The following is an 18,863-nucleotide window of genomic DNA, read 5'->3' as shown; positions in this document are numbered from 1 at the left end:
CCAGTTCCGAGCCATTATGACAAGAGATCACGACAATAAGTTCACGTTCGTGGCCGTTATCTGAAAATATATTCTCTTCCAAGACTCATATTTAGCCGGACCTTTACAAGAGATTGTTTAAAAAACAGTCGCACCAGGGGGCTTATACTCAATATGCTTCTACAAAAGTCGCTTCCGGATCACAATTTTGCTTAGCCATGAATTGTCGTGAACTCATAAAACCCGACTACCTGCGAAGTTCTACCTCCAGCTCCCGGGTAACCAGAGGGTTATCGTCTGAGTCCTGAAAGCCTCTGCCGCATTCAGCCTTTGAAGTAAGTTGCATATAATTGGGGGTTCCGGTTTTTGGATACAGCGCTTCGCAGCTTAACTCCACGCTGCAACTACCCAGGCCCGGGCCCTCTCCGGACAAGTTCAGGTTAAAGCCATCGATTTTATCCACTCCACTCTCACAGCCGCTGTTATTGCGAAGCAGCTGGTACAAGCCATACTGAATCCCACTCTCTGCTGCCAACAGGGCCCGCTGATTGGTGACCTGATAGATGCTCGACTGTGAGGAGAGCCCCTGGAGTTTAACCAACACCGCCGCCAGCAGTGAAAACACCACAATGATCACTATGGCGATCATCAGCATGCTGCCGCGCTGTCCGTGGATTGTGCTATTAGGGGCCATAGTTCATAAATACCAGTTGATTAAGGACCAGGGTCTTATTATCGGGCAGATCCAGCACCAGGCGAATTGATACCGTCTGAGCCAAGGCATCAAATGCAAAGGCACTCTGCGAAAAGTTAAGCTGATTACCTGTCAGTCGCTCTACAATACCTGCTCCGACCGGAACTGTGCTGTAAGTACTCCAGTTCAGGCCTTCATAGAGCATCAGATTACTTCCGGTGAAACAGTAAGCCTCGGAAGAGGCTCCAAGAATAAAGTAGCGCCGACCATCCGAGTCCCCTGAAAACTTGCGTGTCCCTTCCAGGGTGATAGTCGCCAACCCAGTTTCAGGATTGTTTTCATCATAACTATCAATAATCCCTACAGCACCACTACCTGTTTGAAGCGTTGAGTCACTCTGATAGATATCAACTGCAGCAGTTGCACCAATCACCACCCTTAAGTTATCAAAATTGCCACTACCGGGCATAAAATCCTTACTGGCAATTCCGATAGCGCTACTCAGATTAGAGACACTGTTCAAATAAGCCCCTCCGCCGCGAACCGGAGCAAATTGAATACACTTATATTTTCCATTATTTGAACCAAACAGACGAACGCTCGAAGAGTACGAACCCGCAATATCCCGGCCCATCTTGGTTAGCATAAAGCTGGCCTGAGCCAACCTTTCATTACTCACCTGGGAGTCCCGATACAGCAGCATGGATGAACCTAAAAAGCGCGAAGTAAAGACGGCGACGATCCCCAGGATCACCAATACCAACACCAGCTCAACCAGGGTAAAACCGCGCCGCACCATCAGTAGTTGCTCCAGTAACCACGAAAAGCAATAGTTTGACTATTGGGTAGTATTACCGTCAGGTCCAAGCGCTTGGCCGCATCATCCCCCGCCGCCCCGACAAAGCCCGGGGCTGAGGTCACACAGGTTTTCAACTGGTAGTTGCCATATACGGTCGGATCCAGTCCCAGGGCCAGGGCAAAATCGCTACCACTCAGGGGATTATCACAATACTCATTGAGATCATCGATATCATTGAAAGTCAAAACCCCATTCTCACTCCCCTCAGAACCGTAGCTTGCCGGAGCGGTACAAGCCGGGCCGGTATCACCACAGAAGGGCTCCCCACCCAACTCATTTGACTCCTCATCAAAGCGCAACGCCTGCGCCCGGTGGATCATCGCTCCTGCTAGCTCACTGGCGTGGATCTGATAGATGATGGAGGTTTGACGGCTCGCCTGGTTACGAGTGAAGGTGATAATCACCAACAGAGCCGCGGCGACTAGTACGATACCGGCCACCAGCTCAATCAGGGTGAATCCCTCAGTTCGTCGCATAGATATACCCCGATGATGCGATCACCACGCTACGAGACACGCCTGCGCCACTGACGGTAATTGTGCAGCCATTACTGCCACAATCCTGCTCAGGCTCTCCGTTAGAGTTGAAACCAATCTTATAGTTATTTTGAGACAAGGTTACTCCGGAAAAATCATCACTGTACTCCCCGGCGCTCACGCCCCAGAATTGATGTTTCCAGGAGGTAGGGAACGAGGAACCACTACAGGGATCCGGAATACCAAAACGATTATCCTTTAGTAACACCAGTGCACAATCGTTCGAGCTATACATGGCACGCTGCTGTGTCAATTGCAGTAGCCGCAGCAAGTGGTCCCGATAGGCATCGGCATTGACATCCGAACGCGTTAAAAAGCGCGGTGCCACTACCGCGCTTAAGATCCCAATCAGGACGATTACCACCACCAATTCGACCAGGGTAAAGCCTGCAATAAAACGATTACGAGCCACCGAGGTGGCCCGCTCAAAACCACACTTCATTAACAACCCGTTGTTAGTACGTTAACCGTCGGAGGCGCGACACTAGATGTAGCCTGAGTATAAGTGACATTACAACCGGTAGAGGCAGCACCACTGATAAAGCCATATACCGCAGTACCTCCGCTATTATTAAAGGTCCAATCATTGCCACCATTAATCGCGCTAGCGATACTACCTCTGCTTGGATAGCCATAAACAGTGCCTATAGATTGACCTTGCACAGTTACAGAGCCTGTGGCATTAGTTTCGATACCATCGATCACCGCCTTGCTATAGACCAGATCGGCAGCACCGACAATGGCAGCCTTCAGACCATTGATCGCCGCCCCCCGGGCATCCGCCTGCATATTGACGAACCTTGGCACCGCCGTCGCAGCCAAAATCCCCAAAATCACAATCACGATCACCAGCTCTATCAGGGTAAAACCAGAATTTTTTCTCATAGCGCGCCCTTCCCGTAATCTTGTCACTGCACTGCTTAAATCATAGTCGCCTCTGGCTCTATACGACAACCTTAACCCAGTCAGTCAGATTAGCCCGGCAAAAAAAGCTCCATTTGATTCCAAACTGGCAGTGTAACCGTCAGATCTCCAATCCAGATCAGCAATAATCACGCAATATCCAGACCACAATGCCAGGCTCTGTTGACGTTTCTAATTTTGAAGCAAATCTGAAGCGTCAACAGAGCCTATGACTCCATCTCCACTGGCCGGTGAAAACTCACCTGGCCATTATCAAAGCGATAGCTGATACTCAGACCGCCACGTAAAATAAACTGACAGCCCCCTCCGGCCGAGACCACTCCAACCTCGGCGTCCCCGATCTTTGAAGGCTGCCCCAACAACTGCTCCCAAAGCTCCCTGCAGCCTTTTTGTGGTGAGATCTCTTGTGTTCTGCTGACATGGGTCGGCCAGCCCGAGGAGCTAAAGTAGATATCTCCGGCGGTACGATAGATGGAGCTTGGTTCACCCCGGATCAACCAGACCTCATGCAACCGGGTGACCTGTGATGCAAAGGTGGTACTCAACACCCGGAAGGTCACCTCCTCGGTCTGCTGGCGATAGTGCCTGTACCAGGAGAGCAACACGGCAATTAAAGCTAAGATGACAAGGACGGCAACCACTCGCAGCAGCAAGGCCAGCATTCGCTCATTGACCTGTCGCTCACTACTCATCAGCCACCACCCTTCATCACGTTCATCATGTTCCACATCGGCAGGAAGATACCCAATGCCAGAATCAACACCATCACAGCAACGATACCTATAAGGATAGGCTCAATCTTGGCGGTAAGGCTTTTCAAATCATAATCAACTTCCCGCTCATAGTAGCCAGCCACCTCAACCATCTGCACATCGACCTGACCTGTCTCCTCTCCGACCTCGATCATCTGCAGCACCAGGGGGGTAAACAAGCCGCTGGCGGCAGCGGTTCTGAGCAGGCTTTCTCCGCGCTCGATACCCTCGCGCATCCCCCGCAACCGCTTCGACATATAGGCATTGCCAACCGCATCCGCCACCAGCCCAAGGGCCTGGTGCAAAGGGATCCCGGAGCGGACCATCATCCCAAAGCTTCGGGCAAAGCGCCCCAGTAGGGCTCTTTCGAGAATAGAGCCAATAATCGGCAAGCGTAACTTATAGCGATCCCAGCTCTGCCTGCCGTTTTCTGTACTCAAAAACTGGCGAACCCCCAAGGTGATACCTGCCACGATCAACAGCAGGATCCACCAATCATTCACAAAGAAGCTGGAGGTAGCCATCAGGATCCGGGTAGGCAAAGGCAAGTCTGCGCCAAATCGCTCAAACAGGCCGACAAACTGAGGGATCACAAAGATATTGAGAACGACGATCGCTATGGCGATCGCCGTCACCACGAAGCTGGGGTAACGGGTGGCCGTCTTGATCCGCTTGCGGGTTTCCATCTCCAGCTCATAGTAATCAGAGAGCTGCTGAAAAGACTCATCGAGATGACCTGTGTTTTCACCCACATGGACAATCGATACAAACAGCGAGGGAAAGACCCTTGGATGGGCTCGCATCGCAACAGCCAGGGATAAGCCCCGCTGCAACTCATCGGCTATATCGGTAAGTGCTTCGGCAAGAGCTCGGTTGGTAATGGAGTCTTTGAGATTGTTGACCGCGCGGATCACCGATATGCCGGCCCGGGTCAGCGAATACATTTGCCGGCAAAATAACAGGAGATCATCGAGTGTCACCTGCCTGCGAGTCAGCCAGGCGGGAAGCTCCAGCGATTTAGCCTTCTCTGCGACCTCTGTGATTTGAATTGGGATCACCCCCTGGCGGATCAGTTGCTCGGCAACCGCCTGCTCGTCGGCCGCCACCTGCTGGCCGTTGACCGCCTTACCACTTCGGTCTCGCCCCTTGTAGCTATACCGAGGCATCCGGCGACTCCTCATCTATCATCTCTTCGATGGAATAAGCCACATCCTCAGCCAGACGGAGCACCTCTTCAATGCTGGTTTCGCCCTGGCAGGCATACTTGTAAGCCATGATGGCCAGGGGCTGATACCCGGGCACCCTGCGCGCCTCCTTGGAGAATTGATCCGGATTACCTAAACGCATCGCCTCCATCATAGGCTCATTGAGCTCCAGCATTTCAAACACCCCGAAGCGTCCGTGGTATCCGGTGAAATTACAGTTCTGGCAGCCCTGCCCCTTCTGATAGTTTTTCTCTGCCTCCACGCCGTTTAATAGCCGCCTTAGACGCAATGCCGTTTGCTCATCCACAGTGTGGATTTGGCTGCAGTGCGGGCACAGCCGGCGAACCAAACGCTGAGCAATAATACAGCGCAAGGCACTGGCAACCAGATAGCCGGGAGCCCCCATATCCAGAAGGCGCAACGCGCTGGTGATCGCATCATTGGTGTGCAATGTGGTCAGCACCAGGTGTCCGGTCAGAGCACCCCGCAAACCGATCTCCATGGTCTCATGGTCACGCATCTCACCGACCAGCAGGATATCCGGATCCTGACGCAGGGTTGCCCGCAATACATGGGCGAAGGTCAGACCTATCTTACTGTTGACCTGCACTTGATTGATTCGCGGCAGGCGATACTCGACCGGATCCTCTACCGTGATGATTTTCTTTTCAGGGCTATTAAGCTCCGACAAGGCCCCATAGAGAGTCGTGGTCTTACCGCTTCCGGTCGGTCCGGTCACCAGAATCAGGCCATGGGGGCGGTGCAGCTGGCGGCGAAAGTGCTCGCGCACCTCTGCTGGCATTCCCGTCTCCTCCAGGCTCAAAAGGCCCGCCGATTGATTGAGCAAACGCATCACCACGGACTCACCATGTTGAACCGGCATGGTGGAAAGGCGCACATCGATATTATTGCCACGGATCTTGATGTTAAAGCGGCCATCCTGAGGCATCCGCCGCTCTGAAATGTCCAGATTGGCGACCAGCTTAAGGCGGGATACTACGGCCGAGGCGATCTGCACCTCGTTGAGAACATTCTCATGGAGCACCCCATCGACCCGTTGACGGATCCTGAGTTTATTCTCATCCGGCTCGATGTGGATATCTGAGGCTCCAACCTGCACCGCATCCTCAAACAGGGTCCGCAATAGCTTGGCTACCGTGGCCTCCCCCTCCTCTTCAACCGTGTCATCTAACAAGCCAAGTGTCAGATCCTCGGTCTGGGAGTACTCCTCCTGGAGCTGCTCTGCAAAGGACTCTATCTCCTTGGTTCGCCGATAGTAACGATCGAAAGCCTCCAGGATCTGCCCCTCACTGGCAACCCCGAACTGGACCTCACGCGGGCTAAGCTCATGATAAACAAGATCCAACGCCCTGAGATCCGCAGGGTCACTCATAGCCACAGTGACATGCTCACCATCATCATTGATCGCCAGGGCCCGGTGCCGCCGGGCAAACACCTCGGGCAGCAGCTCCACCACCTTGGGGTCGATCGTCAGGTGGTTGAGGTTAAACAGGGGAATAGAAAGCTGCTGGGCTAAGAACTCATCCAGCTGCTGCTCACCGATAAACCCGAGATCGACCAGGGAAGCCCCCAGCTTGCGCCCCGTCTGTTTTTGCTGCTGCAAGGCAAGATCCAGCTGCTCCTGGGAGATGATCTCCTCTTCGACAAGAAGATCACCGAGTCGCTTTTTTAGCTGGGGTCGAATCATAGTTTTTTTCCAATTGAGCGATGCGTTGATCGAGATAACTGCGCGAAGGTCCGGTCAGTCCTGCGGAGCGACTAGCGTGCTGATAGGCCTCAAGGGCTCTGCGCCCCTGGCCCTCCTTATCCAGAGCAATCCCAAGACCAAGCCACCAACGCCCCTCTTTGGAGTGCAGCTGTAGCAGGTTTTGATAGATCTGCTGGGCCTGGGAGTAATGCTTCAGCTTTTGGGCAAGAGCCGCCAGGGTAGCGTAATAATCGATGTTGTGCGCCAGGCTTGGAGACAGGTTATTCAGAACATCATAGGCTTGCTGCATGTCTCCGGATCCAAGATAAATCCTGGATGCCATCAGGCGAAAGTCGGCATATCCGGGAGAAACCGCCATCCCCTGATGCAAAAGATGCATCGCCTGCCCCTCACTTCCCTGCCCATAGTAGAGGGCGACCAGCTCTTTACGCACCTGATTATTGGCCGGGGTTAACACCAGAGCCTTGTTAAAGAGCTTAGAGGCCTGCGGGCCATCATTACTCTCCAGAGCCTCTCTGCCCCGCTTGGCATAAAGCGCAGCCAGCTGGCTATCGCTGAGTTTTACTTCACGAATCGACAGCTGATTTTGCTTCTCTGTCTGAGGGGGGCCTTAACATTCTGAACAGGGCTCACCGCAGCATGTTTCGTTGGTAAGAGGCTCGAATCCGGGCCTGACTTTGAGGGCGCCGCTTCCCGGAGTGAGGGAGCGAGTCCTGGCTCTTTAACTTGCTTGGAGGCCGCAGTAACCTCGACCGCGGCAGTGATGCCCGATGCCGCAAGCTCAGTTGGTTTCTTTGGCTCCGGGTTCGAAGTTACGGCAATTTTCTCATCACCAGTAACGGCCGGGAGAGTCACCTTGCTTTCCCTCGCCGAATGCTCGGTTTGCACCTTAGATTCAGCAACAGTTATGGCTCCCTGCTGCTTTACATCGGGCGTGCTTTTCAGGCTATGACTCAGCCACCAGTACTGGGCAGCCCCCAACAACAGCAGGATCACCAGCCCCAGTAACAGCCAGATCCACCAGCGACTTCTGCTGCCAGCTACCGTCATCACGGGAGCCGCCGATGGCCCCGCCTGCTCTCTTTTTTCCAGATCCCGCAACATCTGATTGATAACACTCATAAAATAAATCCGGCTCCAATCAAACCAATTACCACCAGCACTCCCCCCGCCATACACCAGCGCCAAGTGACTCGTGGCAAAGAGGAGTCCTCCGTATCCTTGATTGCACGCCGAGCCTCCCTGTGACCAATCGCAAACTGCCCCTGGCCAAAGCTTAACATCAGACTTTTATGAGCTAACAGGTTGATAAGCCTTGGGATCCCTCGGCTACCACGACTGATCAGTCGAACCGCTCTGGGACTAAAAAGGCTTGCTCCCCGGTAACCAGACACTCGCAGACGGTGCTCAATATAGGCTCCGACCTCCCCGGACTGTAGGGCTCGTAGCTGATAGGAAAAAGAGATCCTCTGTCGGAGTTGCCGCAGATGCCCCCTGGCCAGGCGAAGATCCAATTCAGGTTGACCAAACATCACCACCTGCAGCAGCTTACTGGACTCGGTCTCCAGGTTCCCAAATAGCCGCAGGGACTCCAACGATTCATCGGGAAGGGCCTGGGCCTCGTCAAGAAGTACCACCACTCTGCGGTTTTGCGCCTTGAGCTCAACCAGCCGGTGGTGGATGCGATCGGTCAGGCTCAGGGCGCTAGGCTCGCCGACATTGATCCCAAGCTCAAGAGCCAGCGCCTGATTGAGTTTCTCCGGATTAAGACAGGGATTGGGAAAATAGGCGGTCACAAAACTTTCCGGAAGCTCATTGAGGAGCTTTCGGCACAGCAAGGTTTTACCCGTTCCCACCTCTCCGGTCACCTTGATAAAACCCTCCCCGCTCTGCAGGGCAGTCAGCAAAACCTCCAGCGCCTCTTCGTGGGGAGGAAGCTGGTAATAAAACTGAGTATTTGGCGTCAGGCCGAAGGGAGCCTCATTAAGCCCAAAAAAATCAAGATACACGCCTAGCCCCCCTTGCCATCCGCCGTCGGATACCATTTATCCAGCAACTCAGCCTGCTTGCGTAACTGCTGTTTCCAGGTATCACGGTCGACCACAATCGGCTTGAGGAGGATCACCAGCTCTGTTTTCACTGTCACGTTTCGCTTATTGGTAAAGAGTTCGCCCAAGCCGGGGATATCCCCTAGTAGTGGAGTCTTCGACTGAATCTGCTCCTGCATGGTTTGCATCAATCCGCCGATTACCACCACGCTGCCGTCACGGGCGCGAACCACTGTATCCGACTCACGCACAGCGCTTTTAGCCGTTGGGAGTTTCAAAGTTGTGTCCTGCCCCTCACTCGCAACCTGGGTAAATCCAGCCAGATCGATATCCTTCTCCTGAGAGGTGACATCCACCACCGCTGGATGAATATGCAGAGTCACTGTGCCATCTTTATCGATCTGCGGCGTCACATCCAGGGCAATCCCCGAGAAGAAGGGCTCCATCTCAATGGTGGGGGTGGTGACTGTGGAACCATTCACCTCAGAAGCATCCGAGGAGATGCTGGTGACAAAGTACTCATTATCCCCCACCTTGATCACCGCCTTCTGATTATTCAGCGCCGTGACCCTAGGGCTGGAGAGCACATTTACATCCCCCTGGCTCTTGAGCAGAGTGATCGCCCCCTTAAAGTCACCCCGGTTAACATTAAGCTGACCACCCCCGCCAATAGCTGAGGTCATGGTGGTCAGTTCACCGCTTGGGATATTTCCCGTAGTGGCGGTTGTGAAATTAAAAGAGTTACTGCCCAGCTCGGTCCAGTTGATCCCCTGCTGATAGCCATCCTTGAGAGTCACCTCCAGAATCTTCGCCTCCAGAATCACCTGGCGCTGTAAGTTGCGCTGGGCATCATTCAGGAACTTTTTCACCTCCCGTAGCTCCTTGGGATAGGCCCGTACCGTCACCAATCCAGACTGAGGAGATACCATCACGGTTCGCCCGTCACCACTGCCTACCATTGCACTGAGAGTCGTCTGAAGACCCGCCCAGAAATCACTGCCGGACTCGGTACGGATATCGGTTCCCACCACACTACTACCCGACGAGCTGGAGCTGCTCGATGAACTGGAGCTGCCACTAGAGGTTGAACTCCCCCCACCATTGGTATCCATATTGACCGTGGTACGTGAGGTGCTCTGACGGGTCATCATCAGGTAATTGACCGGGAAGATCTCGGTTCTAAGCCCCGCTGGATAGATGTTATAGATGCTGCCACTATGCTCGATATCATAGCCATACATATCCGAAACTATGTTCAGCACATCCGCCAGAGTCACATCCCGAAGCTGCAGCGAGATAGTCCCGCTGACACCGGGGTGAACCGCAACACTGTAGGGAGTATCGCGAAACAAAGAGCCGAAGAAATCAACCGCATTCACATCATGGGCGGAGACTTCAAAACGCTTTTGCTGAGCCAGCAAGGACTTGGGAGCAGATAATCCACTATCAGGCAACAGAGACTGCTCAACCTCCCGGGGAACCACCACGGATTGAGAGTCTAAGCGATCATTATCCGCGATCCCCTGCTGAATCACATCACGAATGTCGCCCGGGTCATTGGGCTGATAGCCCGGATGATAGCTTTGGCAACCCGCCACGAAGAGGAGGCACAGTAAACTGACGAGCCCTAATCTAATCATCTGCCTTACCTCCTAATCTTAATCTTCGAGTCGTACATCCTGAGCACTCGCTCCTTACCTGCTTTACTCAATGTCACACTCATGGGATCAATCTGCAGGACCTTATACCCCTGAAGTTCATCCCCGACCCGGACCTGCTGACCATCAATAATCGCCTCATGGGCCGAGCCCCGGATAATGATACTCTGCAAACGAAGCTCACCGGTCTGGGTCCCTTCAGCGACGATCCCCGCTTGCCCCGGGGGCTGAGTTGGGTCCTTTAACACCTCGGGGGCTGCAATCCCCGTGAGGCTCACCATCCACAACAACAAGATCCACCATTTAGCCACTGATAAAATCCTTACTGGTACTTAGGGTATAGAGTTCGATCGTCACCTCTGCCTGTGGATACTCAAGGACCCGATAATCCATCCGCTCCCAATAAAAATGCTCCGGGAATTTTCGAAGCGCCGCCAGATAGTGATAGATATCCAGATAATTTCCTTCCAACTTCAACTCTATGCCATGCCGGTACAGAGCAACCGCAGCCGCTTTGCTTTTTTCACCCGATTGCAGAGCACTCGGAGCCAGCGACTTTAGAGAGATCAGCTTAAGTTTTCCCGAATAGGCCAACATTCGCTCCAACACCCGGGTCATTTTGTGCGGCGGGATCAAAGAGATCATCAGCTCCTTCAATGATTGATCCACGGCTTTGATCTGCTGCTGTACCTGTTGCTGCTGGCGCTTGAGTGCGACATCGGGATCAGCCTTAAGCAGAAGTTCATTCTGCCGTATGCTTTGCTGAGTCTGAAGCTGGGTTTGCTGCTGCTGCCAATAGCTGGAACGCGCCTTGGTATAGGAGATCCACAGGGGTTCAATAAACAGCAGGTATCCGACAAACAGCACCAGAACAACACCGGCAATGAAGATAAGCAGTCGCTCCCTCTCGCTCATTGAGGCGACTCTGGCTGATAGCTGTAACCAACGCTCCTTCACTCCTGGACTCCTTGCTGTGGCCCCTGGCCCTGCCCCTGAAGCATCTTAAGCTGACTGACCAGCATAAAGCGCATCGCCCCTTTATCTGCTCCCAGGGTGATGCTGGCAAAGGACTGCTGAGCCAGCACCGGATACTGTGAAAACTCAGCAATCCATAGTGGCAAGGCCCTGGACTCCTGAGTCATCCCCTCTAATTCGATGACCTGGCCCTGCATCAGAATTCGCTGCAACCAGATTGAGGGCTGCTTGAGCCGCCCCAGGGCATACAGGAGATCGGCAAACTGCCCCTTGAGCTCCTGATCCCGCCCATGCAGGTTCGTCATCAGTCCGCGTTTGGCTAATAGCTCCTCCTGTAGCAACTTAACCCGCTGCTGAAGCTGCTTGCTGGGGTGCCTGTCTTTAAGCTGCTTGGTCTGCTCCCCGAGTTGCTGCTGCAGGGAGCTTAGCTGCTGACTCAGCTGACGATTGTTTGCCGCCTGCTGGCGCTCCATAAACCATATCCCGCTGTAGCAGCCCGCCATCAGGATCAGCAACACACCCCATACCAATACCATCTGCGGCAAGGTTCCCCACTGACGACGGGGTCTGAGCTCAGAGGGATAAAGATTGATGCGTGTCTTCATCCGGCCCCCTCCGCTTCGGTCAGTGCTGCAAATGCGGGCAGGTACTCAACCCCTGTGGTGATCGCCTTATTCACCAGCAGGGTTACAGGTAGATCAAAGACATCATGAAGCTTTTTCACCAGGGCCCCCAGATCCGGAGCCGCAGAGGCAACATAGATCTTGCCGGTCTCAGGAAGCTTCAACTGGCTGACGATAAAGTCAAAGGATCGCTGTAGCTCCAGGCTGAAGTTGTCAAAAATGAAGGGTTCAAGGGTCCCGAGCGGGGCATTTGCCAGCTCGCTAAACCCCCGCAGTTGCCGGGAAAAACAGAGTTGATGTTGATGAACCGCCAACAGCAGTGGCTCTGCACCGGCAGGCTGAAACAACAGGACCTGAACCGGTTCAGGCTCAGTGATAAGATCAGCCAGTGCCAGCTCCCAGGTCGTTACCCCCTGCAGGTAGCAATCTGCCTCGGCGATCGCCTCCCCGAGCTCCTGCACCAAAGAGCGCCGGGTACACACCAGATTCACCTTGGGTGCAGACACCGCATGCTGCAGTAGGTCGTAATAATCAACCACCAGCTCGGTGACCGGCTCTTTCACCAGATCGCGAATATTCCAACCGAGAGCCGCGCTAACCTCCTCCTCTGGAATTTTAGGCTTCTCCATCTGAAACTGCTGATAGAGCTCCGCCGATAGGGCAACCTGCACCCTGCCACGCCAACCTGTATCGGAAAAAAGCTGGCTTACTGTGGCAATCAGCTTATCTGCAGAGGGAACACTGCGCTGCTCAAACTCAGGCTCATCGCCTTCAACTTTCACGGCCAGGATCTTTTGCGGGGACAAGTGCAGGCCGATCCGTGCCCGGCCAGCTTGTTTAGTAAAACGAATCCACTTCGAAAATATCATCCCTAATCCAATCCCAGACTTAAGTAATCAATTGGTACCCTCAGATTCAATTTAAGCCATAGCCCGGGAAAAATATAGTGAACCCCATGGACTTGGCTCCCACAATCCCTACTTTTACCTATGTTCTTCGGGCAGGTAAGGCTTAGGCCGAGCAAAGTAGAAACCCTGCCCCCCCGGATCCCCAGATAGACCAGGGTGCTCCACTCCTGATGCGTCTCCACCCCGACCGCCAGCACCTGAGTCGAGCGGCCAGCCCCACCCAGCAAGCTGCGAACGGCCATCTGATTTACCTGGCGCTCTTCAATATTGCGCACCAGGCTGGTATGCAGCTTGAGATAATCAATGGAGAACTCTTTAATGTACTGGGTGCTCACCACATCCTGCCCTGCATGATCGACGCATAGCTTGCACCCCAGCTTATGCAGGGCCAGCATAGGTGTCTTCAGGGTCTCAAAGTATTGGCTGATCTGGTGCTCAGATACCTCAAAGATGATCTGCTGGAGGCGCTGCTTCGGAAGCTGGAGCAGCTCCATACTGAGCCAACGATGAAACCCTCTCTGCAGCAGGCTGGAAGCATTGAGGTTGACGCTTAAGGGGACTTGATCCTGGCTGCTTTTCATCAGCTCCAGCATCTGGGTGATCATCAGTCGGTCAAACTCAACATGCAAACCGACATTTTCAGCCATCGGCATAAAAACCCCGGCAGACAGCATCCGCCCATCCTCATCAGGGATCCGGCCAAAGAGCTCCCGCTGAATGATGGTCTTGCCATCCTTACCGACCACTGGCTGCAGCAGCAGAGTCACCTGCTTTGTCGACAAAACCCTGCTCAGCAGGGTACGCCAGCGCACCGTGCCCTTGTCGGAAGTCTGCCCCTCTAAGCCTTTTTCATAAAGGTACCAGCCACCATCGACCTGCAGACTGGCGCCGCGCAGCGCCATCTCTGCCTCATTCTCGACCTGGGTTGCCGACTCACCGTATTGAAAGCAGACAATTCCGATATAGAAGCAGTGATCCCGGCTCACAAAATCCGGAAGCTCCAGCTGGGAGAGGCTCTTATAGAGCTTTAGCCCGACACTATCAACTGCCACCTCCGACAGGTGTGGGATCAGCATGGCGATAATGTGCTCATCATAGCGGGCCACCAGGGCTTGCGGATACTTGCGGGCAAACTGGCTAACCAGTGAACTGCAGTCATTGAAACACTGCTCTGCTGCTTCCTCCCCTTCGCGAGACAAGATCTCTTCAAAGGGTGCTATCTCAATCAGTAAGATGGCTCCGCTCAGTGAAGCCCTGTCACTGACGGCCGCCTCAAGCCGGTTGTCAAAAAAGATCCGGTTTCCTATGCCTGAGCGACTATCGACAAAAGCGTTACTGCGCATAAATGCATCGAAACGGCTGCGCTCCTTATTCGCATCCTCCAGCTTAGATTGCAGATCATCGATCACCTGGCTTATCACCGGAGGCCACTCCTGATCCCGGGTGTGCTGCAAGCGATACAGCTCTCCGCGGGAGATAAGCTTAGCCCGCAGCATCAGCCTCTCAGCTCCATCAAGGTGATACTTCAAACGTCTCAGGCTACCCCAGAGCCCCAGCAGCACCAAAAGCGCAGCCCCGAGCAACCCGGAAATATTGAGCAGCGACAGGTGCAGATCGTCCAGAGGCCACTGGGCATAGATCACAATCTTATATTCAGGATGCTCTGGAAGCTGGAAGCTGACCCGGTGCAGGTAGTAGTTGGCGGCTTGTTGCCCGGGGTTTTGAAACTTAAAAAATGGCTGCTGGTTTTTATAGATATCAACACTGATGAGGGAGCTTGCATCCATCAGAGGATTCATAGCGTGGGCAAACGCATCAGGGCTTGATTCCTGCGTCAACTGCTCATCCACGATCTGAGAGATCGAGGAGAAGAGTCGCTGCTGATGGTCGACACTAATCAACCATAAGCTAACTCCGGCCCCCAGCAGCATCATCACCATGGCGGCGATAACACAGGAGGAGATAAAGCGATTTAGTCCGGAAAAACTGTTCACAATCACTCCCTGATTGAATTCGCTCAGCTGTCGGCTATTTGTTCATCCAGCAAGACCGAAGATGTGTGCTGTAGTGATTCTACATGAACATCTGATAACGCTGCCGGGAGTGAGCCGCCACAACCCCTTTGCGCGAGCCGAAATGCTCATTCATATTGTATGCCATTTTTACAATGCATATCGCGATCACGGGCGCATAACAAAAAAGCCCTTATAGAAAGGGCTTAGATACAGGATTCTTTACATTAGCGCTCTAGGGTTAACTCAGAACGGAATGTCATCATCAAAATCCATCGGTGGCTCATTATAGCTCTGAGCATTCTGCTGCTGAGGCTTAGCTGGCGCCTGAGGAGCCGCCGGACGGCTCTGAGGCTGTGCGGGCTGTTGCCCCCAGCTATTTTGCTGCATCGGAGCCTGCTGTGCAGCAGATGGCTGCTGAGGAGCCTGTTGTCCCCAGTTATTATTTTGATGCTGAGGAGCGCTCTGGCTAAAGCCGTTGCCGTTGGAAGCGCCCTGGCCACGACTATCCAGCATCTGCATCTCATTGGCAACGATCTCTGTCGTATAGCGATCCTGGCCACTCTGATCCTGCCACTTACGCGTCTGCAGGCGTCCTTCCAGATAAACTTTGGAACCTTTACGCAGGTATTCACCCGCAATTTCAGCCAGGCGGCGATACAGAGTAACCCGGTGCCACTCCGTCTGCTCTTTTTGCTCACCGGTTTGCTTATCACGCCAGGTCTCTGAAGTTGCTACCGTGATATTTGCTACCGCATTGCCGTTAGGCATGTAACGGACCTCCGGGTCTTGCCCCAGATTTCCGATAAGAATCACTTTATTGACGCCCCGACTGGCCATAGAACACTCCACTTAAACTCTCGCTGGCCATGCGCCAGCAGCTATGCAATTAGGATGCTTGCAACCCTCACTCGCGAAATAGAAGGCTAAATCATTCAGAGGCTGCAAAACCTTGAAAGTATAGCGACTGAATCGCTGCTGACAAGAGCCAATGGCGATTAAAGATCCGGCGATTTTCGGCTGAATCCACCCGAGCAAATCTCAGCTCTTGGTGTCTCAGGCCTGTTAACTATGCGATACTAACCCTTTGTCTCTTAATTTGCTGGTAACGATGGACACAATCGAGATCCGTGGCGCACGTACCCACAACCTCAAAGACGTGAACCTCACCATTCCACGGGATAAGCTGGTAGTGATCACTGGCCTGTCAGGCTCAGGTAAGTCTTCACTGGCCTTTGATACCCTCTATGCAGAGGGACAACGCCGCTATGTGGAATCACTCTCAGCCTATGCCCGGCAATTCCTCTCCCTGATGGATAAACCGGATGTCGATCATATTGAGGGTTTATCTCCAGCAATCTCTATTGAGCAGAAATCCACCTCCCATAACCCGCGATCAACCGTTGGTACCATCACAGAGATCTACGATTACCTGCGCCTGCTGTTCGCCCGGGTCGGCACTCCCTACTGCCCGACTCATCACCTGCCGCTCGAAGCCCAGACGGTCAGCCAGATGGTCGATCAGGTGCTGGCGATGCCGGAGGGGGAGCGGATGATGCTGCTCGCTCCCGTAGTACGCAACCGTAAGGGGGAACATCAGAAGCTACTGGATGATCTCAGCGCCCAGGGTTTTATCCGGGCCCGCATTGATGGTGAGGTATGCGATCTTTCCGATCCTCCCCCCCTGGTGCTTCACAAGAAACACACCATTGAGGTGGTGGTCGATCGTTTTAAGATCCGTGATGATATTCAGCAGCGGCTGGCCGAATCCTTTGAGACCACCCTGGGTCTGACCGGCGGCCTGGCAACCGTGCTGTCGATGGACACCGAAGATCCTGAGCCTCTGCTATTTTCCGCCAATTTTGCCTGCCCCGAATGTGGCTACAGTGTGTCAGAGCTCGAGCCCAGGATTTTCTCCTTTAATAACCCGGCCGGCGCCTGTCCCGAGTGTGATGGCCTAGGGGTTCAGCAGTTTTTTGACCCCCAGAAGATAGTCGTCAATCCGGAGCTCAGCCTGGCTGGAGGCGCGATCCGCGGCTGGGATCGCCGCAGTTTCTATTACTACCAGATGCTCAGCTCGGTTGCCGAGCATTATGGCTTTGAGCTGGAAACGCCGTTTGACAATCTCACAGATGACGCAAAAAACAAGGTACTGTTTGGCTCCGGCGATCACAAGATTGAGTTTAAATACCGCAATGACCGCGGGGATGTAGTGGTGCGTAATCACCCCTTTGAGGGGGTGGTAAACAACATGGAGCGCCGCTACCGGGATACCGAGTCCAACTCAATCCGTGAAGAGCTGTCCCGCTACATCACCAATTGCGCCTGTTCGCACTGTAAGGGAAGCCGCCTGAAAGAGGCGGCACGCCATGTCTTCATCGACAGTACCACTTTGCCCGCCATCACCCGGATGTCGATCGCCGAAGCAGAGCAGTTTTTTCAGAAGCTAGCTCTGAGTGGCCAGCGGGCCAAGATCGCCGAGAAAATCCTCAAGGAGATCGGGCTGCGCCTTGGTTTTCTGGTCAATGTCGGACTCGATTACCTGAGCCTGTCACGCAGCGCAGAAACCCTATCGGGAGGAGAGGCGCAGCGAATTCGCCTGGCCAGCCAGATCGGTGCCGGCCTGGTTGGGGTGATGTATGTGCTGGATGAACCCTCAATCGGACTGCATCAAAGGGATAACGAGCGGCTCCTCAAAACTCTGACCCATCTGCGGGATCTCGGGAATACCGTAATCGTGGTTGAGCATGATGAAGATGCGATCCGCCAGGCTGACTTTGTCATCGACATAGGTCCGGGCGCCGGGGTCCACGGTGGCGAGATTGTCGCTCATGGCAGCATCGAGGATGTGATCGCCAACCCCCGCTCTATCACGGGCAGCTACCTCAGCGGGCGTCAAAGCATTGAGGTTCCGGCCCAGCGCCACCCGCCCAAAGAGCAATGGGTCACCCTGAGCGGCGCGACCGGCAATAACCTCAAACAGGTTCAACTTAAGATCCCGCTGGGGCTGATTACCTGTGTCACCGGGGTCTCCGGCTCAGGAAAATCGACCCTGATCAACGATACCCTGTACAAGATTGCCCACCTGCAGCTGAATAAGGCGACCACCAGTGAACCGGCGCCCTACCAGAGCATCGAGGGGCTGGAGCAGCTGGATAAGGTGGTCGATATCGATCAGAGCCCGATCGGCCGCACCCCACGCTCCAACCCGGCCACCTATACCGGGATCTTCACCCCGATCCGCGAACTGTTCTCCGGAACCCAGGAGTCCCGCTCCCGGGGTTATAAGCCCGGACGCTTCTCATTTAACGTCAAGGGAGGACGCTGTGAGGCCTGCCAGGGCGATGGCGTAATTAAGGTCGAGATGCACTTCCTCCCCGATGTCTACGTGCCCTGTGATGTCTGTAAGGGCAAGCGTTACAACCGGGAAACCCTGGAGGTTCGCTACAAGGGCAAAAACATCCATGAGGTTCTGGAGATGACGGTCGAAGATGCCCGCGCATTTTTTGAGGCGATCCCGGCCCTGGCCCGTAAACTCCAGACCCTGATCGATGTAGGGCTCTCCTATATTCGTCTCGGGCAGGCTGCCACCACCCTGTCCGGGGGAGAGGCTCAAAGGGTCAAGCTGGCGCGGGAGCTCTCACGCCGCGATACGGGAAAAACCCTGTATATCCTGGATGAACCCACCACAGGCTTACACTTTCACGATATCCAGCAGCTGCTGAATGTCCTGCATCGACTACGTGATCATGGGAATACAGTGGTGATCATTGAGCACAACCTGGATGTGATCAAGACTGCCGACTGGCTGGTGGATCTCGGACCTGAAGGCGGCTCCGGCGGCGGCGAGATCCTGGTGGCCGGTACGCCTGAAACCGTCACCGAGTGTGAACGCTCCTATACGGGACAGTTCCTCAAGCCTCTGCTGAATAAGGGATAGCTCGATGAGCTCATCCCCCTA

At 54.0% G+C, this 18,863-nt stretch carries 19 protein-coding genes; 1 reads left to right on the top strand and 18 read right to left on the bottom strand.

The window, feature by feature from the left end:
• Nucleotides 1-226 precede the first annotated feature (226 nt).
• The 18 genes from DB847_RS01825 to ssb all read right to left on the bottom strand — a co-directional run bounded on the left by DB847_RS01825 (nt 227) and on the right by ssb (nt 15,742).
• Entirely contained in the window at nt 227-673 is a 447-nt protein-coding gene (locus DB847_RS01825; protein ID WP_108649180.1) for a PilX N-terminal domain-containing pilus assembly protein, read from the bottom strand.
• Nucleotides 663-1,472: a prepilin-type N-terminal cleavage/methylation domain-containing protein gene (locus tag DB847_RS01820; protein ID WP_108649179.1), complete on the bottom strand. Its 810-nt coding sequence runs from the start codon at nt 1,470-1,472 to the stop codon at nt 663-665. The genes DB847_RS01825 and DB847_RS01820 overlap by 11 nt, the downstream gene beginning before the upstream one ends.
• Nucleotides 1,472-2,008: a type IV pilus modification PilV family protein gene (locus DB847_RS01815; protein WP_108649178.1), complete on the bottom strand. Its 537-nt coding sequence runs from the start codon at nt 2,006-2,008 to the stop codon at nt 1,472-1,474. Before DB847_RS01815 ends, DB847_RS01820 begins: the two co-directional genes overlap by 1 nt.
• The gene (locus tag DB847_RS01810) at nt 1,995-2,510 is read right to left on the bottom strand and encodes a prepilin-type N-terminal cleavage/methylation domain-containing protein (protein ID WP_108649177.1); all 516 of its coding nucleotides are present in this window, start codon (nt 2,508-2,510) and stop codon (nt 1,995-1,997) included. The genes DB847_RS01815 and DB847_RS01810 overlap by 14 nt, the downstream gene beginning before the upstream one ends.
• Nucleotides 2,510-2,953 carry a type II secretion system protein gene (locus DB847_RS26255; protein ID WP_108649176.1) on the bottom strand — a complete coding sequence of 148 codons (444 nt, stop codon included), beginning with the start codon at nt 2,951-2,953 and terminating at the stop codon, nt 2,510-2,512. The genes DB847_RS01810 and DB847_RS26255 overlap by 1 nt, the downstream gene beginning before the upstream one ends.
• Nucleotides 2,954-3,198: 245 nt before the next feature.
• Complete coding sequence (locus DB847_RS01800) at nt 3,199-3,684, bottom strand: hypothetical protein (RefSeq protein WP_108649175.1); 486 nt, start codon at nt 3,682-3,684, stop codon at nt 3,199-3,201.
• Nucleotides 3,684-4,910 (bottom strand): type II secretion system F family protein, encoded by a 1,227-nt coding sequence (locus DB847_RS01795; protein ID WP_108649174.1) that lies wholly within the window; start codon nt 4,908-4,910, stop codon nt 3,684-3,686. The genes DB847_RS01800 and DB847_RS01795 overlap by 1 nt, the downstream gene beginning before the upstream one ends.
• Nucleotides 4,897-6,657 carry a GspE/PulE family protein gene (locus DB847_RS01790; RefSeq protein WP_108649173.1) on the bottom strand — a complete coding sequence of 587 codons (1,761 nt, stop codon included), beginning with the start codon at nt 6,655-6,657 and terminating at the stop codon, nt 4,897-4,899. Before DB847_RS01790 ends, DB847_RS01795 begins: the two co-directional genes overlap by 14 nt.
• Nucleotides 6,623-7,135 (bottom strand): tetratricopeptide repeat protein, encoded by a 513-nt coding sequence (locus DB847_RS01785; protein ID WP_108649172.1) that lies wholly within the window; start codon nt 7,133-7,135, stop codon nt 6,623-6,625. Before DB847_RS01785 ends, DB847_RS01790 begins: the two co-directional genes overlap by 35 nt.
• A 104-nt stretch (nt 7,136-7,239) precedes the next feature.
• Nucleotides 7,240-7,800: a hypothetical protein gene (locus DB847_RS01780; RefSeq protein ID WP_108649171.1), complete on the bottom strand. Its 561-nt coding sequence runs from the start codon at nt 7,798-7,800 to the stop codon at nt 7,240-7,242.
• Nucleotides 7,797-8,687, bottom strand: coding sequence for an ExeA family protein (locus DB847_RS01775; RefSeq protein WP_108649170.1), 891 nt, complete (start codon nt 8,685-8,687; stop codon nt 7,797-7,799). Before DB847_RS01775 ends, DB847_RS01780 begins: the two co-directional genes overlap by 4 nt.
• A gap of 2 nt (nt 8,688-8,689) precedes the next feature.
• Nucleotides 8,690-10,366, bottom strand: a complete 1,677-nt coding sequence (gene mshL, locus DB847_RS01770) for a pilus (MSHA type) biogenesis protein MshL (protein WP_108649169.1) — start codon at nt 10,364-10,366, stop codon at nt 8,690-8,692.
• A gap of 5 nt (nt 10,367-10,371) precedes the next feature.
• Nucleotides 10,372-10,695: an agglutinin biogenesis protein MshK gene (locus DB847_RS01765; RefSeq protein WP_108649168.1), complete on the bottom strand. Its 324-nt coding sequence runs from the start codon at nt 10,693-10,695 to the stop codon at nt 10,372-10,374.
• On the bottom strand, nt 10,688-11,341 hold the full coding sequence (gene gspM / locus DB847_RS01760) for a type II secretion system protein GspM (RefSeq protein ID WP_108649167.1): 654 nt from the start codon (nt 11,339-11,341) through the stop codon (nt 10,688-10,690). Before gspM ends, DB847_RS01765 begins: the two co-directional genes overlap by 8 nt.
• Nucleotides 11,338-11,964 carry a PilN domain-containing protein gene (locus DB847_RS01755; RefSeq protein WP_108649166.1) on the bottom strand — a complete coding sequence of 209 codons (627 nt, stop codon included), beginning with the start codon at nt 11,962-11,964 and terminating at the stop codon, nt 11,338-11,340. Before DB847_RS01755 ends, gspM begins: the two co-directional genes overlap by 4 nt.
• Complete coding sequence (locus DB847_RS01750; protein ID WP_108649165.1) at nt 11,961-12,851, bottom strand: type IV pilus biogenesis protein PilM; 891 nt, start codon at nt 12,849-12,851, stop codon at nt 11,961-11,963. Before DB847_RS01750 ends, DB847_RS01755 begins: the two co-directional genes overlap by 4 nt.
• A 2-nt stretch (nt 12,852-12,853) precedes the next feature.
• Complete coding sequence (locus DB847_RS01745; protein WP_108649164.1) at nt 12,854-14,884, bottom strand: EAL domain-containing protein; 2,031 nt, start codon at nt 14,882-14,884, stop codon at nt 12,854-12,856.
• Between the two features lie 264 nt (nt 14,885-15,148).
• Nucleotides 15,149-15,742: a single-stranded DNA-binding protein gene (gene ssb / locus DB847_RS01740; protein ID WP_108649163.1), complete on the bottom strand. Its 594-nt coding sequence runs from the start codon at nt 15,740-15,742 to the stop codon at nt 15,149-15,151.
• Nucleotides 15,743-16,013: 271 nt separating this feature from the next.
• On the opposite strand from ssb, the gene uvrA reads away from it, so the two are divergent.
• Nucleotides 16,014-18,842: an excinuclease ABC subunit UvrA gene (gene uvrA / locus DB847_RS01735; RefSeq protein ID WP_108649162.1), complete on the top strand. Its 2,829-nt coding sequence runs from the start codon at nt 16,014-16,016 to the stop codon at nt 18,840-18,842.
• The last annotated feature ends 21 nt before the right edge of the window (nt 18,843-18,863 follow it).

It is taken from the genome of Dongshaea marina (assembly GCF_003072645.1).
In the GTDB taxonomy this organism is placed as follows: Bacteria; Pseudomonadota; Gammaproteobacteria; order Enterobacterales; family Aeromonadaceae; genus Dongshaea; species Dongshaea marina.
Note: the sequence above shows the minus strand (reverse complement) of the source record. Positions and strands in the feature narration are given on the sequence as shown.

Coding starts and splice junctions, on each gene's coding strand:
- DB847_RS01825 (WP_108649180.1), bottom strand. CDS start 673: ATGGCCCCTAATAGCACAATCCACGGACAGCGCGGCAGCATGCTGATG.
- DB847_RS01820 (WP_108649179.1), bottom strand. CDS start 1,472: ATGGTGCGGCGCGGTTTTACCCTGGTTGAGCTGGTGTTGGTATTGGTG.
- DB847_RS01815 (WP_108649178.1), bottom strand. CDS start 2,008: ATGCGACGAACTGAGGGATTCACCCTGATTGAGCTGGTGGCCGGTATC.
- DB847_RS01810 (WP_108649177.1), bottom strand. CDS start 2,510: ATGAAGTGTGGTTTTGAGCGGGCCACCTCGGTGGCTCGTAATCGTTTT.
- DB847_RS26255 (WP_108649176.1), bottom strand. CDS start 2,953: ATGAGAAAAAATTCTGGTTTTACCCTGATAGAGCTGGTGATCGTGATT.
- DB847_RS01800 (WP_108649175.1), bottom strand. CDS start 3,684: ATGAGTAGTGAGCGACAGGTCAATGAGCGAATGCTGGCCTTGCTGCTG.
- DB847_RS01795 (WP_108649174.1), bottom strand. CDS start 4,910: ATGCCTCGGTATAGCTACAAGGGGCGAGACCGAAGTGGTAAGGCGGTC.
- DB847_RS01790 (WP_108649173.1), bottom strand. CDS start 6,657: ATGATTCGACCCCAGCTAAAAAAGCGACTCGGTGATCTTCTTGTCGAA.
- DB847_RS01780 (WP_108649171.1), bottom strand. CDS start 7,800: ATGAGTGTTATCAATCAGATGTTGCGGGATCTGGAAAAAAGAGAGCAG.
- mshL (WP_108649169.1), bottom strand. CDS start 10,366: ATGATTAGATTAGGGCTCGTCAGTTTACTGTGCCTCCTCTTCGTGGCG.
- DB847_RS01755 (WP_108649166.1), bottom strand. CDS start 11,964: ATGAAGACACGCATCAATCTTTATCCCTCTGAGCTCAGACCCCGTCGT.
- DB847_RS01750 (WP_108649165.1), bottom strand. CDS start 12,851: ATGATATTTTCGAAGTGGATTCGTTTTACTAAACAAGCTGGCCGGGCA.
- ssb (WP_108649163.1), bottom strand. CDS start 15,742: ATGGCCAGTCGGGGCGTCAATAAAGTGATTCTTATCGGAAATCTGGGG.
- uvrA (WP_108649162.1), top strand. CDS start 16,014: ATGGACACAATCGAGATCCGTGGCGCACGTACCCACAACCTCAAAGAC.